This is a genomic window from Amycolatopsis sp. lyj-112 (genome assembly GCF_046549055.1).
Lineage (GTDB): Bacteria > Actinomycetota > Actinomycetes > Mycobacteriales > Pseudonocardiaceae > Amycolatopsis.
On sequence record NZ_JAJPWS010000006.1, the window covers coordinates 1 to 19,071 of the forward strand.

Annotated in this window: 18 protein-coding genes and 1 pseudogene; 10 read left to right on the plus strand and 9 right to left on the minus strand. The window is 69.8% G+C overall.

All coding sequences use genetic code 11. From position 1 onward, the window contains the following. The 5 genes and pseudogenes from ACLJRL_RS21085 to ACLJRL_RS21105 form a co-directional block, all read right to left on the minus strand. Positions 1–220, minus strand: a pseudogene (locus tag ACLJRL_RS21085) (HNH endonuclease); the annotation flags it as partial. A gap of 108 nt (positions 221–328) precedes the next feature. Further along, positions 329–2,497, minus strand: a complete 2,169-nt coding sequence (locus ACLJRL_RS21090; RefSeq protein WP_410657950.1) for a DUF3488 and DUF4129 domain-containing transglutaminase family protein — start codon at positions 2,495–2,497, stop codon at positions 329–331. Continuing rightward, entirely contained in the window at positions 2,494–3,621 is a 1,128-nt protein-coding gene (locus tag ACLJRL_RS21095; protein ID WP_410657951.1) for a DUF58 domain-containing protein, read from the minus strand. Before ACLJRL_RS21095 ends, ACLJRL_RS21090 begins: the two co-directional genes overlap by 4 nt. A 2-nt stretch (positions 3,622–3,623) precedes the next feature. Next, positions 3,624–4,577, minus strand: coding sequence for an AAA family ATPase (locus tag ACLJRL_RS21100; protein ID WP_410657952.1), 954 nt, complete (start codon positions 4,575–4,577; stop codon positions 3,624–3,626). Beyond that, positions 4,574–6,706 (minus strand): fibronectin type III domain-containing protein, encoded by a 2,133-nt coding sequence (locus tag ACLJRL_RS21105; RefSeq protein WP_410657953.1) that lies wholly within the window; start codon positions 6,704–6,706, stop codon positions 4,574–4,576. The genes ACLJRL_RS21100 and ACLJRL_RS21105 overlap by 4 nt, the downstream gene beginning before the upstream one ends. A gap of 179 nt (positions 6,707–6,885) precedes the next feature. Here ACLJRL_RS21105 and ACLJRL_RS21110 point away from each other — a divergent pair, with 179 nt between their 5' ends. Together ACLJRL_RS21110 and ACLJRL_RS21115 are read left to right on the plus strand one after the other, a co-directional pair. Next, complete coding sequence (locus ACLJRL_RS21110; RefSeq protein WP_410657954.1) at positions 6,886–8,190, plus strand: type VII secretion protein EccE; 1,305 nt, start codon at positions 6,886–6,888, stop codon at positions 8,188–8,190. A 59-nt stretch (positions 8,191–8,249) separates the two neighbouring features. After that, positions 8,250–8,942 (plus strand): hypothetical protein, encoded by a 693-nt coding sequence (locus ACLJRL_RS21115; protein WP_410657955.1) that lies wholly within the window; start codon positions 8,250–8,252, stop codon positions 8,940–8,942. Positions 8,943–8,973: 31 nt separating this feature from the next. Here the strand turns inward: ACLJRL_RS21115 and ACLJRL_RS21120 are convergent, their stop codons facing one another. Next, the gene (locus tag ACLJRL_RS21120; RefSeq protein WP_410657956.1) at positions 8,974–9,450 is read right to left on the minus strand and encodes a TspO/MBR family protein; all 477 of its coding nucleotides are present in this window, start codon (positions 9,448–9,450) and stop codon (positions 8,974–8,976) included. Positions 9,451–9,677: 227 nt separating this feature from the next. Here ACLJRL_RS21120 and ACLJRL_RS21125 point away from each other — a divergent pair, with 227 nt between their 5' ends. Continuing rightward, positions 9,678–10,436 carry a nucleotidyltransferase domain-containing protein gene (locus ACLJRL_RS21125; protein WP_410657957.1) on the plus strand — a complete coding sequence of 253 codons (759 nt, stop codon included), beginning with the start codon at positions 9,678–9,680 and terminating at the stop codon, positions 10,434–10,436. Positions 10,437–10,492: 56 nt separating this feature from the next. Here ACLJRL_RS21125 and fahA read toward each other — a convergent pair whose 3' ends face one another. The 3 genes from fahA to ACLJRL_RS21140 all read right to left on the minus strand — a co-directional run bounded on the left by fahA (position 10,493) and on the right by ACLJRL_RS21140 (position 13,117). Continuing rightward, on the minus strand, positions 10,493–11,668 hold the full coding sequence (gene fahA, locus ACLJRL_RS21130) for a fumarylacetoacetase (protein ID WP_410657958.1): 1,176 nt from the start codon (positions 11,666–11,668) through the stop codon (positions 10,493–10,495). After that, the gene (locus tag ACLJRL_RS21135) at positions 11,665–12,504 is read right to left on the minus strand and encodes a hypothetical protein (RefSeq protein WP_410657959.1); all 840 of its coding nucleotides are present in this window, start codon (positions 12,502–12,504) and stop codon (positions 11,665–11,667) included. Before ACLJRL_RS21135 ends, fahA begins: the two co-directional genes overlap by 4 nt. A 79-nt stretch (positions 12,505–12,583) precedes the next feature. Beyond that, positions 12,584–13,117: a MarR family winged helix-turn-helix transcriptional regulator gene (locus ACLJRL_RS21140; RefSeq protein ID WP_410657960.1), complete on the minus strand. Its 534-nt coding sequence runs from the start codon at positions 13,115–13,117 to the stop codon at positions 12,584–12,586. 116 nt (positions 13,118–13,233) lie between these two features. Here ACLJRL_RS21140 and ACLJRL_RS21145 point away from each other — a divergent pair, with 116 nt between their 5' ends. The 7 genes from ACLJRL_RS21145 to ACLJRL_RS21175 all read left to right on the plus strand — a co-directional run bounded on the left by ACLJRL_RS21145 (position 13,234) and on the right by ACLJRL_RS21175 (position 19,068). Further along, positions 13,234–13,644: an ATP-binding protein gene (locus tag ACLJRL_RS21145; RefSeq protein WP_410657961.1), complete on the plus strand. Its 411-nt coding sequence runs from the start codon at positions 13,234–13,236 to the stop codon at positions 13,642–13,644. Between the two features lie 199 nt (positions 13,645–13,843). Then, positions 13,844–14,830, plus strand: coding sequence for a hypothetical protein (locus ACLJRL_RS21150; RefSeq protein WP_410657962.1), 987 nt, complete (start codon positions 13,844–13,846; stop codon positions 14,828–14,830). 101 nt (positions 14,831–14,931) lie between these two features. Then, positions 14,932–15,276 carry a hypothetical protein gene (locus ACLJRL_RS21155; RefSeq protein ID WP_410657963.1) on the plus strand — a complete coding sequence of 115 codons (345 nt, stop codon included), beginning with the start codon at positions 14,932–14,934 and terminating at the stop codon, positions 15,274–15,276. A 76-nt stretch (positions 15,277–15,352) separates the two neighbouring features. Next, positions 15,353–16,126 (plus strand): ArsR family transcriptional regulator, encoded by a 774-nt coding sequence (locus ACLJRL_RS21160; RefSeq protein WP_410657964.1) that lies wholly within the window; start codon positions 15,353–15,355, stop codon positions 16,124–16,126. Next, entirely contained in the window at positions 16,123–16,503 is a 381-nt protein-coding gene (locus ACLJRL_RS21165) for a VOC family protein (protein WP_410657965.1), read from the plus strand. Before ACLJRL_RS21160 ends, ACLJRL_RS21165 begins: the two co-directional genes overlap by 4 nt. Continuing rightward, positions 16,500–17,774 carry an APC family permease gene (locus ACLJRL_RS21170; protein WP_410657966.1) on the plus strand — a complete coding sequence of 425 codons (1,275 nt, stop codon included), beginning with the start codon at positions 16,500–16,502 and terminating at the stop codon, positions 17,772–17,774. The genes ACLJRL_RS21165 and ACLJRL_RS21170 overlap by 4 nt, the downstream gene beginning before the upstream one ends. A gap of 79 nt (positions 17,775–17,853) precedes the next feature. Then, positions 17,854–19,068 (plus strand): acyltransferase family protein, encoded by a 1,215-nt coding sequence (locus tag ACLJRL_RS21175; RefSeq protein WP_410657967.1) that lies wholly within the window; start codon positions 17,854–17,856, stop codon positions 19,066–19,068. Positions 19,069–19,071 lie beyond the last annotated feature (3 nt).

Consider the following 19,071-nt stretch of genomic DNA (forward strand, 5'->3'; position numbering starts at 1 on the left):
CAACAGACAACGCGAACGCGACTTCCTGGACGACACTGCCCACGCCATCGCGGTGCCGGCTCAACTGCGCGATCGCGCGGAACCGGACGGCTTCCAAACGCGCGATCCCAGCGGACGCCGCGACAGCAACAGCGACGGAATCGTTGTCGTCCAACGAACTCAGAGATGCGTTGATGTCCTCCAGAAGACTCGGCTGGGTAAGGTCTTCGAGTAGCGCCACGGGGGCGGATCTGTGTGTGTCCACAAGATCAAACCTACAACCGGCCACCGACAATTCCAGCCACTCGAAACCCGTTACCGAAATCCGGCAACGGGCTTCGAGTCACTGCTACCGATCGCGGCGGGATCCCTTGATCGGCACCAAAGTCCGCGGCTCGAGTGCCGCCAGCACCCGAGCCGCGAACGGTCTTGCGGCCAGCCCCTTGCGCACCTCGTGCACCTCCTGCCAGGCCCGCCGGACGGCGCCGTCGCCCACCGGGACACCGGACCACAGTGTCACGTCCAGCACCTTGGCCAGCCTGGCGACCGGTTCGCGGATTCCCTCTCCGGCAAGAGAACCCGCCGATTCCGCGAGATCTCGCGGCGTCATGCCGATCCGGAAGGGCACGCCGTGTGCGCGCAACCGGTCGCGGATCTCGTCCCAGGCGCCGAGCACTCCCTCGGCTCCCGACCGGCGTCGCCGACGGCGGGCGCGGATGACCTTCGCCATCGGGACACCGAAGAGCCAGGCGAGTCCTAAGAGGACGAATACGGCGGCCAAGGCGATCCACCACCAGCTCGCACCGACGTCGGCGGTCTGGTCGTCCGCGGCGTCCTGGGGTGTACCCGGCGGAAGCTGCGGCGGGCGGAGTTCCTGTTCGGCGGGCAGTTGCGCCCTGGCCCGCGCGACGGTCTTGGCGAGACCGGTCTGCTGCTGCCCCGCCTTACTCGCGGTGGCGGTCGGGTCGAGCGGTACCCAGCCCATGCCGGAGACGGCGACTTCGGGCCATGCCAGCACATCGCGGTTGCGGACGACGTTCATCCCGCCGTCGGTCTCGGCCGAGCCGCGGAAGCCGACGACCAGCCGGGCCGGAATACCGTTCATCCGCGCCAAAGCCACGTACGCGGCGGCGAACTGTTCGCTCGTCCCGCGTTTGCTCTCGAGCAGGAAGTGCCGCAGCTGCGGCCAGCCGTGCCCGGTCGGCAGGTCCTCACCCACCGCGACCTGATAGTTCTCGCTGAGGAACCGTTCCAGCTGCAGCGCGGACTGGAACGTCGGACGCAGACCGCGCACGGCCTCCCTGGCCAGAAGCTCGACGTCCGGGGGAACCGCGCCGAGACCACCGAACCCGCCGGGCGCCTGGGCGTTCACCTCTCCGGCACCGAGACCGGCGGCGTCGACCTCGGGCGAAGACCAGCTGAGCCGGTAGTTCCGTGACGCGCCGGCCGATTCCGCCATCAGCGTGCCCGCCGACTGGTCGACCAGCGGGGTGACGCCGTCGACGCCGGTCAGGTCCGGATGGCTCGGCAGCCACGGTCCCGCCAGTCCTCGCATCTGCAGTTCGGCGCCTCCGGCAGCACCGCCCGGCGCGCCGTCGAGACCTGCGCCGAGGCGCCGCAACCGTGAATCGGCCAGCCAGTTCGCGCCGTCGAAACCGTTCAGCACGATCAACCGCCAGTGGTCGACCGGGCTTTCACTGCGGTACCGGAACATCTCCTGGCCGGGTCGCGTGAGCCGCTGGGCGATCTCGTCGAGCGGGTTGCCGAGCCGGTTCCGCGGCGGCGGCGCGGTTTGGCCGTCCTTGAGCGTGTACGGATCGCGGTCCACCGGATCGAGTCCGGCGAGCACGACGGCGCCCGCCACCAGTGCCAGCACGGTGGACACCGCGGGCAACGCTGCCGAGCGCACCGAAACTCGCGGTCCGCCCGGCGTTCTGGTCGTGGGGCGGACACGGCGGCCCGCCCACAGCAGAACACCGGCGGGCAGCGCGTAGCCCAGTGCCGCCGCCACCGCCGGAATTCCGGTCAACGCCTGGTACGTCTGGGCGAGCCCGGCGACGGCCAGGCTCGGCAGCAACGCCAGGAGTGGCTTTTTCAGGCGAAGCAACAACTCCAGCCCGAGGACGACGGCGAGCAGCACCGACATCGGGACGAACAGCAGCTGTTCGGGAACCGGCTTGGCGGGCCAGGTGGACTGCAAGGTGAGCTGCCAGCCCTCGGTGAATCCGCGCGCGAGCCCCTGCAGCGAGGCCGCCGTGGGCAGGGAGGCGAGCGTGGTCGAGGTCAGCACCGTTTCGATCAGGCCGAGCAGACCGAGCAGCACCACGAGCAAGGGCCGGTAGGGAGCCAGTTTGGGCAGCCGTGCGGTCAGCTCGACGCAGCCGTAGGCGACGGCGACGACCACGAGCACGGGGACCAGCAACGACGCCCACCCGAACACCGGTGTGAACAGCAGGCCGGCGACACCGCAGGCGCCGAGCAGCCCGGCGACGGCGATCCGGTCGAACGGGGCGGTCATGCCTTACCCGCCAAGGAGTTCCACCGGGCCGCGGCACCGGCCGCGTCGACGGCGGTGATCAGGCCACCGGCGCCCGCCGACGGCCTGCCGTCGCCGAGCCGGATCACGGTGTCCGGATGCCATCGGGCGGCGTGGCCGAGGTCGGCGTCGGGGCCGGTGATCATGATCAGGACCCCGCCGGGACGCGGCGCGGCGGCGAGCACCGTGGGCAGCAGCGGGGCGTCGTCCGCCGCGTTCTGCGTGACGAGGGCGAGTTCGTCCAGCAACGCCCTGGCCGCCCGGACACCGCTGTCCACCGGGGTGTCCGCTCCGGTCGCGGTGATCAGCCGGCAATGCTGGCCGGCGGACGCCGACGCGTAGAACAGCGAGGCGGCCACCTCGACGGCCTCCTCGAAAACGGCCGGGTTCATCGACGCGCGCCGGGTGTCGAGCACGGCGGTGAACCGCGGCTGGGCCGGATCGGCGTACTCGCGCACCATGAGCCGCCCGGTCCGGGCGCTCGCCTTCCAGTGCAGGTGCCGGACTTCGTCGCCCATCACGTACTCCCGCACCGAGCGGAGATCCGCCGAACCCCGCAGCGGCGGATCGGTGATCGGGCCTTCGTGGTGGTGGCGCGGATGCCCGGACTGCGCCGCCCGCACGGCGTGCCGCCGCGGGTGCACCCACAACCAGGCCGTGCCGCCGACGGTCTGGTCACCGCGGGCGAGGTCGAAGAGGTCGGGCCGGTTCACCACGAGCGGGCCCACCTGGAGCCGTCCGCGCGCCGCCGTCGGCAGTTCGTAGTGGTACGTGGCTTCCGCTCCGGGTGCGAGCGGGCGCACCCGGAGCCGGTGCGTTTCGGTCCCGATCCCGTCCCCCGCGGCGAAACCACCGTGCCTGCGCTGGCCGGTGTTGCGCACGACGAGTGAGGCCAGCGCGGGTTTTCCGCGTTCGACCCGATCGGGCCGGACGGTCCGGCTGATCTCCACCTTCGGCCGGAACCTGGTGGTGGCCAAGGCGATCAGTACCGCGCCGGCCGCGATACCCGCGATGGCACGGAAGAACGTGTACCCGGCCAGCTCGCCGAGGGCGTAGAACCCGGCGGCCAAGACGAGCACGAGGACGCCGCGGCGGGTGAGCCGCACGCCTACCGCCCCATCGCGGCCATGGGGGCGGCCGTCGCGCTCAGCAGTTCGTCGACGATGTCGGCGGTCTGCCGCTGGTTGAGCTCCGCGTCGGGCGTGAGCACGAGACGATGGTCGAGCACCGGATGTGCGACGTCCTTGACGTCGTCCGGGGTGACGAAATCGCGGCCGTAGGTGGCGCCGAGTGCTTGTGCCGCCCGGATCAGCGCGATGCTGCCGCGCGGGCTGGCCCCGTAACGGACTTCCGGATGCGTGCGGCTCGAAGCGGCCAACCGGACGGCGTAGTTGACGATTTCCGGGGCCAGATGGGATTTCCGGACCTCGTCGATCACCCGCTGCACGTCTTCGATGCTCAGCACCGGCTTCAGTTCGTCCGGGTTCACCCCGGCGCAGTCCCCCATCACCACGCGCATCTCGGATTCCAGATCCGGGTAGCCGACCGAGATCCGCATGAGGAACCGGTCCAGCTGGGCCTCGGGGAGCCGGTAGGTGCCCTCGAGTTCGATCGGGTTCTGGGTCGCCACCACGAGAAACGGCCGCGGCACCGCCTGGGCGACCGAATCGACGGTGACCCGGCGTTCGGCCATCACTTCCAGCAGCGCGGCCTGGGTCTTCGGCGTACCCCGGTTGATCTCGTCGGCCAGCACCACATTGGCGAAGATGCCACCGGGGTGGAACTGGAAACGCTCGGCGTTCTGGTGGTAGACCATCACGCCGGTGATGTCGCCGGGCAGCAGGTCGGGCGTGAACTGGATGCGGTTCCAGCGGCCGCCGATGCTGGCGGCGATGCAGCGCGCGACCGTCGTCTTCCCGACCCCCGGCACGTCCTCCATCAGCAGGTGGCCCTCGGCGAACATCGCCGCCACGGCGAGCCGGACGACCTCCGGCTTACCGCGCACCACCGACTGCACGTTCTCGGCGATCGCCTCGTAGGCGACCCTGGGTGTGAGCGTCACAACAGTTCCTTATCCTTTCGGCGGCGCAGCCCCACCAGCGCCATCGGGCCGAGCCAGAAGAACGCCCCGCCGTTCACGGTCGGTACGCCCCGCCATTCGTCCGAGGCGGTGCCCGCGGAGGTCTTGATGGTGGCGGTGATCGTGATGGCGCCGATCCACGAAACACCGGAGATGGTCAGGGTGGTGGCCCCGGAACAGGCCGTCGGCTTGGTCTCGCCGAAGAATTCCGCCGTGCAGGTCGCGGGTGCGCCCTTCCCGTTGGCGTTCACGGAAACGAGCAGCTTGTCGTCCTTGCCCCGCACCTGGGTGATGGTGATCGTCGGCGGCCCCGAAGCCACCGGCGCGGTGACCTTCTTGCTGCCCGCGGCACCGGTGAGAGTGGGCCCCGAGCCGAATTTGGTGACCGCGCGGACGGTGACGGTGGCGGTACCGGTGACGCCGGTGAACTCCGTGGACGTCGCCGAAAGCTTGCGCTCGCCCTTGCCCGTCGCGCTCACGAGGTAGTGCACCAGCGTGCCGCCGTTGAGGTCGGGCCGCGTCCAGCTCACCGAGACGTTCCCGCCGGTGCCGGCGTTCGCGGTGACGACCGGCGCTCCGGCCGCCTTCCCCGGGATGAGCGCCTTGGCGCTGGCCCCCGCACCGACGCCCGCCGAGTTCTCCGCTACCACGGTGATCACGTAGGAACTCCCGTTGGCCAGCCCGGAAACCGTGGTCCCGCGTGACGATCCGCCGACCCGCGTGGAGCCACCGGGCCAGGACACCCGATACCCGGTGATCCGGGCGCCGTTGTCCGCCGCGGCACCCCACGACACCTTGATCGTGCCGTTCCCGGCGGTCGCGCTCACGTTCCGCGGCGCGCCGGGCGGGGTCGCCTTCGCCACCGGCGGCGGTGCGGCGGCCTTCTTCACCTGCGTGTCCGGGGGCGGCTGCTGGGGCTGTTGCGCCGGCGGCGCGTTGCCGGGCGGCGGTTCCGGGTTCGCCGGCGGCGCGCCCGCGGTCTGACTGTTGGCCGCTTTGTCGACATCGACGTCGACGATCTTGCCGTCCTGGCCGTTGACGACCAGCACGTGCGAGCCGTCCGAGCTGTCGACGTAGATCCGGTCGTCCTCGCCCTTGGCCAGCCTCGGTGTCTGCCCCTGGCCGGGGACCTTCGTGGTGGACTTCAGGGTGCCGGACCTGTCGTAGGTCAGCACTTCCTGGCGGGTCTCGTCGACCATCGCGACGACGTTCGAGCCGCTGACGGGGCTGCTGAACCGGCTGCCCTTGGTCAGCTCGACGGAAATGGGTTTCGCGGCCGGGCTGTCGTTGTCCAGTCCGCCGATGTCGATCAGGTGGAGCTGATTGCGCTCGGGATCGGCGATGGCCAGCCTGTCCCCGACGGCGCTGTTGGCGACCTGGGCCGACGGCGAAAGTTTGATGCCGAGCGGAAGTGCCTCGCCGAGCCCCTCCGGGCCGACGCGGTGGAGAGCGTCGCCGGTGGTGTCGAGGACGGCCGGCCTGTCGTCGACCAGCGTGAGCGCGCCCGCGTGCCCCGGCGGAAGCTGCGCGGTGCAGGCGAGGACGGCGGTGCCCTTGGGCAGTTCACAGATCGAGCCGCTGTCGATCCGGTGCACCCAGATGGTGCCGTCGGTGGTCGCGACCGGCCGGGACAGTGGCCCCCCTGCGGGCACCGTCGCGGTCGGGTCGCCGAGCCGGACGATCTGGCCGGCATTGCGGTAGACGAGGTACGGGCCGCCCACGACTTCCAGCACGTACGGGGTTTCCGGCGCCGGCGGCGGCATGGTCTCCCCCACGCCCAGGGTCGCCTTGTCGAACTCCGTGATCCGCGTCCGCTCGACGACGTAACCGGAGTTGTCCCCCTGCACGACCTGGCTGCCCCGTTCCGCGCCGGGCACGTTCGCGCGCGCGTCGACCTGGTTCGTCGAGCCGTCGACGTGGAACGCCGATTCGGACGCGTCGTTGTAGACCCAGTGGCCGACCTGGACGAACTCCAGGCCTTCCGGGGTCGCCGCCTGGCCGGTGACGGCGAGCCCGACCAGCGCCAGGCAGCCCGCGACCAGCAGCGCCACGGCCGCCCGGGTGCGAGCGATGACGCTGAACTTCTTCGAGCCCTTCTCGTCCGTGCTCACGCCACGACGACCAGGGAATCGCGGACACACGCGAGTAGTGCGTACATGCCGATCAAGGTAGAGAGGCACCATGAAATTTCGATGAAACGCCCTGTCCCGGGTCTGCCGGCCCCCTGTCATCGAAACCTCATGTTCGCCCGCGAGGCTGAGCGCAGGAGACGGCTAGAGGAGGCTCGACGATGACCGATCTTGGCGCGACCAGGAGCGACGGGCGGTTCAGCGCGCCACAGGCGGTTCCCCTTGCGGCGCCGATCGCCCCGCGGGCGGTGACCGTGGCCGATCCCCTCGCCTACGCGGCGCCCGCGTCACGGGCGGCGGCGCGCGAGGCCGCGCTCGCCACCCTGGCCGCCGCACGCCAAGGGGAACAACGCTCGCAGTGGTCTGCCGCGCCCCCTTTTCCCGCCCCCGCGCCCGCTGCGCCTCCGGCCGACCCACCGGCTGTTCCGGGACGACGTCCTGGCCGGTTCGGCGGGATCGGGATGCTGCAGATCGTGTGCTGGCAACTGGTGCTCGTCGCGCTCGTCCTGGTGGCCGGGCGGCCCTGGCCGCTGGCCGCCGCGGTGGTCACCGCCGCCGTCGTGATCGTGGCGCTGACCGCCGTGCGGGTTCGCGGACGCTGGCTCTACGAATGGCTCGGCTCGGCGTCGGGTTACCTGGTGCGCGACCGGGACCGGGATCTCCGGAACACCGGCGAGGCCGGCCGGGCGCTGCTGAGCCTGCTCTCGCCGGAAGCGGCCGGGACCACCGGCGAGATCGGCGACGAGACGGTGTTCATGGTCAGCAGCGCCGACGGGATCACCGCTGTGCTGCAACCGAAATCGGCCGCGCGCGAGCAGGCGATGCCGTCGCCGGGGGCGTTGCTGCCGCCGGACCAGGCGCTGGAGGTCGCCGCGCAGGTGATCCACCACGCCGGCGCGGACCGAAGCCGTCCACCCCGCGTCTGGGTCGCCCTGCAGGCACTGCGCACGGTCGACGTGCACCGTGACGCCGACGTCCGGCAGACGCTCGGCAACACCGTCCGGCGCGTACGGCGTCAGCTCCGCCGCGACGGGCTACCGGTACGGGCACTCGCCGAGAACGAGGTCCTCGGCACCCTCGCGTCGCTTTCGCACGTCACCGCCGGGCGGGCCCGTATCCGCGAGGAATGGCGGTTCTGGCACAGCGGCCCGATCTCGCAGGCGACCTTCCGCCTCGACGGCTGGCCGCTTTCCCCCGGGCTCGCTGCCCAGCTGTCACGCCGCCTGCTCGCCGCCGCACCGCGGGCCGCCGTGACGCTCGCCGTGACAGCCCGCCGGAACGCGACCGAAACCGAACCCCGGATCACCGCGGTGATCCGGGTCGCGGCCGCCGGCGCTCAAGCCGTGGAGTACGCGGTGCGGGAACTGGAACTCGTCGCCCGGCGGGGCGGAATCACCTGGGAACGCCTCGATGGCAGGCACGCCCGAGGGGTGGCCGCCACCCTGCCGATCGGGGTCGGCGCGTGAGGGCGGCGGAACCGGTAGCAGAATGCCGCTGATCAAGAAGACAACGAAAGGCACCGTCAATGACCTACCCACCTCAGCCAGGACAGCCGCCCTACGGCCAGGGTGGGCAGCCACCGTCGGGTGAGTTCGGCCAGCAGTACCCAGGACAGCAGCACCCGGAGCAGTACCCGGGACAGCAGTACCCAGAGCAGCAATACCCCGGACAGCAGTACCCGCAGCAGGGCGGCGCGTATCCCCAGCAGCAGCAGTACCCCGGCCAAGGCCAGCAGCCCTACGGCCAGAACCCGCAGTACGGACAGGGTTTCGGCGGGCCGCCCGCGCCGCCGAACAAGAGCAAGACCGGCCTGCTGATCGGTGTCGCCGCCGCGGTCGTCGTGCTGGTCGTGCTGGGTATCACCGGGTTCGTCGCCCCGGGGTTCTTCCTCGGCGACGACAAGGCCGACGCGGTCGCAAGCCCGGAGGCGACCGCGCAGGCGATCGTCGACGGCATCAACGCCCACGACAAGGCCGCGCTGACCGCGCTGAAGTGCGCGGACGCGGAAAACGACATCGACGAGGTCATCGAAGGAGTCGGCGAGGCGTCGAACGCCTCGGTCGGCAAGGTCACGAAGGTCTCCGAAACCGAGGCCACGGTGGCCGTCACGGTGAGCATCGGGGGCCGGACCGGCTCCGCCACCGGCACACTCGCCGGCACGGGCGGCAAATGGTGCTGGAAGCTGATCGGCAGGCTCAGCACCAAACAGGTGCGGTGACGAGGTCGTCCGGCTGCTCTCGACCGGTGGTTCAGTTGAGCACGACGATCGCCGCGTTGAGCGCGGTCGCGTACAACGTCCAGGCGAGATACGGCAGCAGCAACGCGGCCGAAACCCGGGACGTGCGGCGGAAGCGCAGCGCGGTGACGGCGATGGCGACGTCGAGCAGGGCGATGTCCACCAAGGCGACGGTGTAGGCGCCGGCGGCGAAGAACAGCGGAGTCCAAGCGGCGTTCAAGACCAGTTGCGCGACATACCAGACCAGCGCGCGACGGTCTCCGTTCGATCGCCAGTACAGCCAGCCCGACACCGCGATCCCGATGTACAGGACCGTCCACACCGGACCGAACAGCCATGCCGGTGGCGCGAACGGCGGCAGCTCCAGACCACTGTAGACAGTGCGAGCGTCAGCCGCCGCCAGCCCACCGACGATCGCCGCCACCGCGACGGCGGCCAGGAAGGGGAGAAAGGTCAGTGGTGCGCGGAGACGTCGTGGAATCGTGGGCATCCTCGGCTCCTCGCGTTCGGTTTCGAGCGCTGACCTTTCGAGCCTAAGGCCGGGACTGGGTACCTGCAGTGCCGAGGCGACCTGGGGCGCGTCGCCGATTCGTGGCGACGGCCCGGGGTGGCCGGGTACGATCCGTTCCGTGAAGTGACCGCGCGCTGACCCGCCTGACGCCGTCCGAGCCCTGCTCCGGCGTCGACTTGTCGCCGCCTTCACGAGATCGGACACCCATGACCGACGAAACCTTCCTGACCCACGTCGCCGACACCCTCGCCGCGCTGCCGGCCGTGCACGCCGTCACCCTCGGCGGGTCGCGCGCCCAGCAAACCCACACCCCGGACAGTGACTGGGATTTCGCCGTCTACTACCGCGGCGGCTTCGCCCCGGCCGACCTGCGGGCCGCCGGCTGGGACGGTGAGGTCTCCGAAATCGGTGCTTGGGGCGGAGGTGTGTTCAACGGCGGCGCCTGGCTCACGATCGAGGGCAGGCAGGTCGACGTCCATTACCGCGACCTCGACGCCGTCGAACATCACCTCGCCGAAGCCCGCGAAGGCCGCTTCCACTGGGAGCCGTTGATGTTCCATCTCGCGGGCGTCCCCAGCTATCTGGTGGTCGCCGAACTCGCCGTCAACCGGGTCCTGCGCGGCGATCTTCCTTGCCCCGCCTACCCGGAAGCACTGCGCGAAAAGGCTCCGCCGATGTGGCGCGGCCGGGCGAACATGACGCTGGGCTATGCCAGGAGCGCCCACGTCCCCCGCGGACAGGCCACAGAGGTCGCGGGCGCACTGGCCACCGCCGCCATGGAGACGGCGCACGCGGTGCTGGCGTCCCGCGGCGAATGGGTCACCAACGAGAAAAGGCTGCTGCGGCAGGCGGGTCTGCGGGACATCGACGGGATCGTCGCGGAACTCGAAGCCGAGCCCGAGGCGCTGGCACGGGCGCTGAACGAGGCGGAGGCGCTGTTCCGGTCGGTATTCGCATGTCCGTGAAGGCCTCCTTGAGGGACTCTGAGTCCCTCAAGGAGGCCTTCACGGACCAAAAATCCTCAGCCGGCCGGAAGGACGCGCCCCCGGACCTCCCCGAAGCCGATCCGGCCACCGCCCGCGCCGGGCGCGGTTCCGGTGATCACCACCTCGTCGCCGTCGAGCAGGAACGTGCGCTCTTCGCCCTTGACGGTGAGGGGTTCCTTGCCGCCCCAGGACAATTCGAGGAACGCGCCACGCTGGTGCTTCTCCGGCCCGGAGATCGTGCCGGAGCCGTACAGATCCCCCGTGCGCGACGAAGCGCCGTTGGCCGTCATGTGCGCCAGCATCTGCGCCGGAGACCAGTACATCTCGCGGAACGGCGGCCGGCTGACCTCTTCGCCGTTCCATTCGACGACGAGGTCGATGTCGAGGCCCCACGGACTGCTCTCCCGCAGGTAGGGCAGCGGCTCCGGATCGGTCTGGCCGGGCAGCGGGATCCGTGCGGCTTCCAGCGCCAGGATCGGCACGACCCACGGCGAGATCGACGTCGCGAAGCTCTTGCCCAGGTGCGGGCCCAGCGGCACGTACTCCCACGCCTGGATGTCGCGGGCCGACCAGTCGTTGAGCAGGACGGCGCCGAAAACGTGACGGGGGAACGAATCCGGGGTGATCGGGGTGTTCAGCGGTGTTCCCGCGCCGACGACGAAGCCCAGCTCCGCCTCGATGTCCAGCCGCGCGCTCGGCCCGAACGTCGGTGCCGTGTCGGCCGGGCTCTTGCGCTGCCCGCTCGGGCGCACGATTTCGGTGCCCGAGACCAGGACCGTGCCGGATCGCCCGTGGTAGCCGACCGGGAGGTGCTTCCAGTTGGGCAGCAACGGTTCCGCGTCCGGGCGGAAGAGCCTGCCGACGTTCGACGCGTGGTGCTCGGAGGCGTAGAAGTCGACGTAGTCCGCGACCTCGAACGGCAGGTGCGGCGTCACACTGCCGACCGGGTGCACGGCGTCGTCCGGGACGTCGCCGGCGACGAGCGCGGAGATCCGTTCCCGCACCGCCACCCAGCGGTCGTATCCCTGCCCCATGAAGGGGTTCAGGGTCGGCTCGGCGAAGACGTCGTCACCGAGCGCGACGGCCAGATCGAGGACCGACTCCCCCACCCGGACACCGACGCGTGCGCGGTCACCGCCCACGGAGAACACGCCGTAGGGCAGGTTGTCGACCCCGAACAGGGAGCCTTCGGGGATGTCGATCGTGGTCATGCCTCTCCTCGGGGCGCTTCGAGCAGGCCGAGAGCGGCCAGTTCGTTCAGGGGGTCGGTGATGCTGCAGGTGCCGAATGAGGTGAATCCCGCGCGGGCGGCGGCGACGCGGTCCGCGCTCAGCCCGGTCAAGCGCGCGGCGACGACCGCGCCGTCCCGCTCGGCGAGCAGGGCTTCGGGATCGCCGTCGGAATGGAGGACGGCGTCCGTGGCGAGCAGCAGATTCAGGAACCCGTGCTGCTCGAATCCGGTCGCCGGGTCGGTGTTGCGGAGCGCGTGGTGCAGCCCGGCCGTGGCCTTGAACGGAACCCCCGCCCCGACAGCCGCCCGGACTGCGGCGGCGAGTTCGGCTTCATCGGGGTACAGGTCGGCGCGGACACCGCCGGTCCGGAACTTCGCGCGATGGCCGGTGCCGGCAAGGGCGTTCAGCAGCGGGACGCGGCGTTCGTCACGCGGGACCTCGACGAACACGGGTGCGGTGACCCCGGAAAGCGCGGCGACCACCTCGTCCGGTCCCATCCCGGCCGGCACCGCGATCTCGAGCGCTTCGAGCTCGACCGGCAGATCGGCGACGGCCTCGAGTACCCCGTCGAGCAGGGCCGGACCGCCGGGCAGTGTCACCACGACCGGCAGCGGGCTATCCCGCCCCGCGAGCACTTCGGCCAGTTCACCGAGCGCCGTGGCGGCGACCACCAGCGGCCCGACGAGTCCGGCGTACCAGGAGGAGACGTACTCGTCGTGCGCCGCGACGGCGTCCGGCAGCGGCGCCAGGCCCGGCGGGAACACCGCGGCGTCGTCGCACAGCCCGGCGAAGAGCACGGGCATCCGGTACGTCATGGTCGCCTCCCTGCCGATTTAGTTCATACATTTACTAACTGGTGAGCAGGGTAGTCCGGCCACCGGGTCACGGGAAGGGCTAGCTCCGGCTGCGGGTGTCGAACTCCGCACGGCTCGTGATCAGCTTGCCCAGCAGCGTCACGAGAGTGCGCTGCTCGTCCTCGGTCAGCGCGTTCGTCCAGCCGAACTCGCGCTCATTGTGCTCACGGAAGACCGAGACCATCTCCGCGTGCCCGGCCTCGGTCAGTGACAGCTGGACCGAGCGGCCGTCGTGCGCGTCCGGGACACGGTGGAGCAGGTCGTCCGCCACGAGCGTCTTGACCAGATTCGACACGGCGGCCCGGCTCATCCCGGTCAGCCGGGCGGCGCTCTTCGGTTCGAGCGGACCGGCGAGCCAGACGACGAACAGCAGCCGGAAACCCGACCACGACCGGCCGCGCGGGCGGTGCACCGCGGCTTCGAGGTCGTAGGTCACCAGATCCGAAGCCCGGTTGAGCGTCAGCAGCACCTCGGTCGCCAGCTGATGACGGAAGCCGTACTCCTGCGCGAGCCGGCGATTGGCCAGCGCCACGAACGACCAGAAATCCAGCCCGGCCGGGTCCACGTCTTCCATCACCGCACACTATCCCGCGGCGGGCGGCCCGCCTGTTTGCCCAGGGCGATCAAAGGGTATTCGCAGTATTGCGCGATGTTCCAGTTCGATCGTCCAGAACAAGGCGGGTGGGGCGGATGTCAACGCAGTCGAGGATTTCAGAACGCGGCGAGACAACGGCGGCCACTGTGACCTACGACCTGGACAAGACCGCCACCAGGGATATCCGGCAAGCTGTCCGGCAAGAGCTGGCCGGCTACCGCGGGCCCACGGTGGACGACGCGGTCCTGGTGGCCGACGAAATGATCAGCAACGCCCATCGGCACGGGGACGGGCCACGCGCCTGTCGCCTCGAACTCGGGCATCACGGCGGATATCTCCGCATCGAAGTCGACGACACCTCACCGCGCCAACCGGTGTTGCGTACCCCGAGCGGTTCCGGCGGGCGTGGACTGCTGCTGATCGACAGGATCTCGTCGATCTGGGGAGTCGACAACCACACCGGGCACAAGACCACCTGGGCCGAACTCGCCTTGGACCGCGAGTAAAGCAGGCACTTTTCGCGGCAGTGCTCACGTCGCCATTCCCTTTAGTGCGACCGAAAGGGAAGGCGTCGCCCAAGAATCGCAGCGAGAGCACTAAGACCCTATTTGGCCTCTGCCGCCCCGGAGTAGAACAAGATCCGGGGAGGGGGAGGAAAGAACACCCCCTTTCGTGGACAACCCATGTCAAAGGTGAGGTGTAGCCATGCTCGAAGTCGAACTCGACATCTTCTCAGGTATGCCTAATCCGACCTGGACCCTCTCGGGCCGAGAGGAACAGGAACTCATCGAGAGAATCTCGGCGGACCCGGCCCAAGTGTCGCCGTCGGTCACTCCCGACGAGCAGTTCAGCCTCGGTTACCGGGGCCTGCTCGTCCGGGTGGCGAAATCCGATGACGGACCGTGGAACAAGCTCACGTCCGCCTGGGGCAGTCCGCTGCCCACCGAATTCCGGATCGGCAGCAGGCCCGCGACGGAACCGGCCGCCGACTGGCTCCTGGGGACCTCCGGGAATTACCAAGACTCCGGAGTCGATGACGAACTGCGCGAGGTCGCGTCGAGCGGTGTCGCCCTGGTGCAGTCGTCCTTCGACGCCGTGGATCCCGTCGGATTCGTCACCCGTCACGCGGAGGGCACCGGCATATCCGCTCTGGACGGCGAAGGCGCGCACTCGCCCAACGACGAGGGTAAAGGCGACGTCCATATCGAGGGCGCGTCCTGGTGGGACTGCAATTCCAACTACTTCACCGCGAACGCGTCCCTGTTCAACCAAGCCGAGCATGTCAGCCGGAACAATTGCTACTGCTTCGCCAGCAATCACCTGTCGGGTGTGCGTTACGCGCTACCGGGAAGACGCGGCGGACAGCCCGCGACGTCCATCACCTGCGGCGGCGTGACCAACGGGCTTTACGCCGACGGCTGGAAAGACGGCTGCCAGACCAACGGCCTGACGATCGTGCTGGTGATCTGGCCGAACCGCGACTATCACTTCTACCGGCTCGTCACCGACGCGCCGTACTGGTGGTGGGGCCACAAACCGGGCGGAACACCCGCCAAGTACACCGATGACTGCGGCCACAGTATTTACCAGTACAACGGCCAGGGATACGCTCCCAACAACTGTTGCCGGGGAAATTACACCGACTTCTGTGGATACTTCTACCAGAACAACAGCACAGCCCTCGTCGCCTAGGAGCAGCCATCACCGCGCACCGTGGCCTCCGGTGGATCCTCCTGGCGCTCGTCCTGTGTGCCTGCAGTCCGGGCCCGACGACGTCAGGAGGAAACACCGCCGTGGCCGAGAACGTAACCGTGGAGCTCGACATCTTTTCCGGGGTGCCGAATCCGGCTTGGACCCTGCGGCAAGCGCAAGCCGCCGAGTTCCAGCGCAAGCTCGAAGCCTTGCCTCAGGCTTCCGGCGGTCAGATCGCCAACAACCTGGGCTATCGCGGCTTCGTGACGCGCACCAGCGCGATCGCGGCGCTGGTGCAGAACGGGACCGTGCAGGTCACCCAAGACGGCGAAACCCGCTATCGCACCGATTCCGGACGGGAACTGGAGCGATGGTTGCTGCAGTCGGGGAAGCCGTTCGTCGATCCGGAGACCTTCGCGCTCGCGGAGCGCGAGTTCAGCAAGTGAACTCCCCTGCCTGATGGTGCACATCACCGCAGGTCCGCACTGGTCAATCAATCCCGCTTGATGTATTTTCGGACGCGTGAACTCCGACAGCCTGGCTCCGGGCGCACCGCAGTTCCTCCGCCTCGCGGGGGAACAGCTGCGCTGGGACCTGTTGCGTGCGCTGGCCCGGAGCGATCAGCGGGTCGGCGACCTGATCACCGCGGTGGACCGGCCACAGAACCTGGTTTCCTACCACCTGCGCATGCTGCGCTCCGGCGGCCTGGTCAGCGGGCGCCGCAGCTCGGCCGACGGACGCGACACCTATTACCGTCTCGACCTCGACCGGTGCGCGGAACTGCTCGCCGACACCGGCCACGGCCTGCATCCGGCGTTGGGACTCGTCCCGCCCGAGCCGCCGGACCCGGAATCGGCGCGGGGCCGGGTGCTGTTCCTGTGCACCGGCAACAGTTCCCGCTCTCAAATCGCCGAAGCGCTCCTGCGCCGGCGTGCGCCCCGCGTCGAGGTCGCGAGCGCGGGCAGCCATCCGAAACCGTTGCACCCCCACGCGATCGCGGTGATGCGCGAACAAGGTATCGACCTGTCCGGGCACCGCGGCAAACATCTGGACGAGTTCGCCGGGCAGCGCTTCGACCACGTCATCAGCCTTTGCGACAAGGTCCGGGAGGTGTGCCCCGAGTTCCCCGGCCACCCCGGCCTCGTGCACTGGAGCATGCCCGACCCCTCCGCGGCAGGTGACACCCCCGAAGCCGGCTACCCCGCGTTCGTTCGCACGGCCGGCGAACTGTCGACACGGATCGGGTTCCTGCTGCGGCAACTGGCCCGCCCTCACGCACCGGAGACGCCCTCATGACCGACGATCTCGCGCACGTCCGCTACCTGGTCGACGACGTCCAGGCCGCCGTCGACTTCTACACCACCCACCTCGGGTTCACCCTGCTTTCTTCGGCGGCTCCGGCCTTCGCCGACGTCGTGCGCGGACCGTTGCGGCTCCTGCTGTCCGGTCCGGCGAGCTCCGCCGGGCGCCCCATGCCTGACGGAGACGTCCCCGAAGCCGGCGGCTGGAACCGGATCCACCTCGTCGTCGACGACCTCGACACCGAGGTCACCCGGCTGCGCGAGGCCGGAGTCCGCTTCCGCAACGACGTCGTCACCGGGCCCGGCGGCCGCCAGATCCTGCTGATCGACCCCGCCGGGAATCTCGTCGAGCTGTTCCAGCCGCGCCGGTGACCCCGCCTTCACAACAGCTCGCCCGGCGGCTGGGCACCGGGGACGCGGTGGTCATCGGCCTCGGATCGATGATCGGCGCCGGGGTGTTCGCCGCGTTCGGCCCGGCGGCGGCCGCGGCGGGCACCGGATTGCTGGTCGGCCTCGCCATCGCCGCGGTGCTCGCCTACTGCAACGCCACCGCTTCCGCTCAGCTCGCGGCCGCCTACCCGACTTCGGGCGGGACGTACATCTACGGTCGCGAGCAACTCGGTCCGTGGTGGGGATTCACGGCGGGCTGGGGATTCGTGATCGGCAAGACGGCGTCCTGTGCCGCGATGGCCCTCACCTTCGCCACCTACGCGGTCCCAGGACCGTGGTGGGTGCAACGGCTCGTGGCCGTCGCCGCCGTCCTGGGCCTGGCCGCGCTGAACTACCGCGGTATCACCAGAACCGCCGCCCTGACCCGCGTTCTGGTCACCTGCTCCCTGATCGCCCTGACCGTGATCGTGGTCGGTATCGCCGTCGGCGGAGGCGCCGGTGTCGGCAATCTCGGCGGCTGGCAGGCGCTGGATGACGGCGGCGTCTACGGGACGCTTCAAGCGGCGGGACTGCTGTTCTTCGCGTTCGCCGGCTACGCCCGCATCGCCACCATGGGTGAAGAAGTCCGAGATCCGCGGCGCACCATCCCCCTCGCGATCACGGTAGCGCTGGGCGTCACGGTCGTCGTCTACGTCATCGTCGGCAGTGCCGCGCTCCTCGCGGCCGGCCCGGAAAGGCTTGCCTCGGCCACCGCCCCGCTGGCCGAGGCCGTCCAGGCAGCCGGTGCCGGAGAGATCGCGCCGGTCGTCCGTATCGGCGCGGCTCTGGCCAGCCTCGGCGCCCTGCTGGCACTCTTCGCGGGCATCGGCCGGACAAGCCTCGCGATGGCCCGCAACCGCGATCTGCCGAGCTGGCTGGCGGCCGTGCACCCGCGCTACCGCGTACCCCATCACGCCGAAGCCGCCCTCGCGGTCGTTGTCAGCGTGCTCGTGCTGACGACCGACCTGCGATCGGTGATCGGATTCTCGTCCTTCGGTGTCCTGGTCTACTACCTGATCGCGAACCTGTCGGCGGCGAGCCAGCCACGCGAGCAACGACGGTGGCCACGCACGCTCAACGTGCTCGGAGCCGCCGGATGCGTCGCGCTCGCCGCGACCCTGCCACCGGCCTCGGTGATCGGCGGTTCGGTGATGTTCGCGATCGGGCTCGGTGGACGTTTCCTCGTAGTGCGGAGTCGCGGACCGAGGTCGTGAAAGCCACCGCGAGCAGTTGCGACAAGACCGCGACAGAGCGGGGACAGCGGGCCGACAGAGCGGCGGCACAGTCTGGCTCATGACCAAGGTCGAACAGTCCCAGGCGGTTCGCCCCGACACCGGGCGCAGGGCACAGATACCGGCGCTGGACGGGTTGCGAGGGATCGCGATCCTGGGCGTGCTGCTGTTCCACACCGGGCACCTGCCCGGCGGATTCCTGGGCGTGGACCTGTTCTTCGCGTTGTCCGGTTACCTCATCACCGATCTGCTCCTGCGCGAGATCGAGACCACCGGCACGGTATCGCTGACGGCTTTCTGGGGACGCCGGATCCGGCGGCTGCTGCCCGCGTTGGCGACCATGCTCGCCGGGGTCACCGTGCTGGTGTGGCTGACGGCGCCGCCGGACGTGGTGCGAACGACGCTCGCGGACGGCCCGTGGGTGCAGCTCAACCTGCTCAATTGGCATTTGATCGAGGAATCGGCCGGCTATTGGGACCGGTTCGGGCAGTCACGGGTGTTCGAGCACCTGTGGAGCATCGCCGTCGAGGAGCAGTTCTACCTGCTGTGGCCGTTCCTGCTGCTGCTCCTGACTTGGAGCGGGCGACGGGTGGACCGCCGGGTCGCGGGGCTCGCGCTCCTGGCGTCGGCCGTTTCCCTGGTACTGATGATCACGCTGGTCACCCCGGCGGATCCGACCCGGGTCTACACCGGCACCGACACCCGGGCGTTCTCCCTGCTGCTGGGCGCACTGGTCGCCACCGGTCCGGTGCGGGCCGCTTTGGCCCGGCTGACCGGCCGCACGGTCGGCGGGGTGACGGCGTCGCTGGCCATCGGTATCGGCGCGCTGTGGTGGCTCGCCGACGGGACGAACTCGCCGTGGCTGTTCACCGGCGGGCTCTTCGCGCACTCACTGGCCGCCGCGCTGCTGATCGGCCTGTGTGTACGGGCGCCGCACACGGCGGTCGCCAAAGTCCTTGCCTGGCGACCATTGCGGTGGTTCGGGCTGATTTCCTACAGCCTCTACCTGTGGCACTGGCCTGTTTCCGTGCTGATCACCGAGCAGTGGACCGGGCTCGGCGAGTGGCCCCGGACCTTGCTGGTGTGGGCCATCTCGATCGGCTTGGCCACGCTTTCGAAGTACCTGATCGAAGACCCGATCCGGTTCCGCGCGAAATGGGCAAGGGGACGCAGTGGGGTGATCGCGTTCGCCGTGCTGATGGCCGCGCTGGCCGTGCTGTGGCTGGCATTGCCCACCCCGGCGCCGCCCGCCATCGACCTCACCGGGCTGGGCTGATCA

Bases quoted from the DNA above. Each gene is read 5' to 3' on its own strand.
- ACLJRL_RS21090 (WP_410657950.1), bottom strand. From the start codon at position 2,497: ATGACCGCCCCGTTCGACCGGATCGCCGTCGCCGGGCTGCTCGGCGCC.
- ACLJRL_RS21110 (WP_410657954.1), top strand. From the start codon at position 6,886: ATGACCGATCTTGGCGCGACCAGGAGCGACGGGCGGTTCAGCGCGCCA.
- ACLJRL_RS21115 (WP_410657955.1), top strand. From the start codon at position 8,250: ATGACCTACCCACCTCAGCCAGGACAGCCGCCCTACGGCCAGGGTGGG.
- ACLJRL_RS21120 (WP_410657956.1), bottom strand. From the start codon at position 9,450: ATGCCCACGATTCCACGACGTCTCCGCGCACCACTGACCTTTCTCCCC.
- ACLJRL_RS21125 (WP_410657957.1), top strand. From the start codon at position 9,678: ATGACCGACGAAACCTTCCTGACCCACGTCGCCGACACCCTCGCCGCG.
- fahA (WP_410657958.1), bottom strand. From the start codon at position 11,668: ATGACCACGATCGACATCCCCGAAGGCTCCCTGTTCGGGGTCGACAAC.
- ACLJRL_RS21135 (WP_410657959.1), bottom strand. From the start codon at position 12,504: ATGACGTACCGGATGCCCGTGCTCTTCGCCGGGCTGTGCGACGACGCC.
- ACLJRL_RS21140 (WP_410657960.1), bottom strand. From the start codon at position 13,117: ATGGAAGACGTGGACCCGGCCGGGCTGGATTTCTGGTCGTTCGTGGCG.
- ACLJRL_RS21145 (WP_410657961.1), top strand. From the start codon at position 13,234: ATGTCAACGCAGTCGAGGATTTCAGAACGCGGCGAGACAACGGCGGCC.
- ACLJRL_RS21150 (WP_410657962.1), top strand. From the start codon at position 13,844: ATGCTCGAAGTCGAACTCGACATCTTCTCAGGTATGCCTAATCCGACC.
- ACLJRL_RS21165 (WP_410657965.1), top strand. From the start codon at position 16,123: ATGACCGACGATCTCGCGCACGTCCGCTACCTGGTCGACGACGTCCAG.
- ACLJRL_RS21175 (WP_410657967.1), top strand. From the start codon at position 17,854: ATGACCAAGGTCGAACAGTCCCAGGCGGTTCGCCCCGACACCGGGCGC.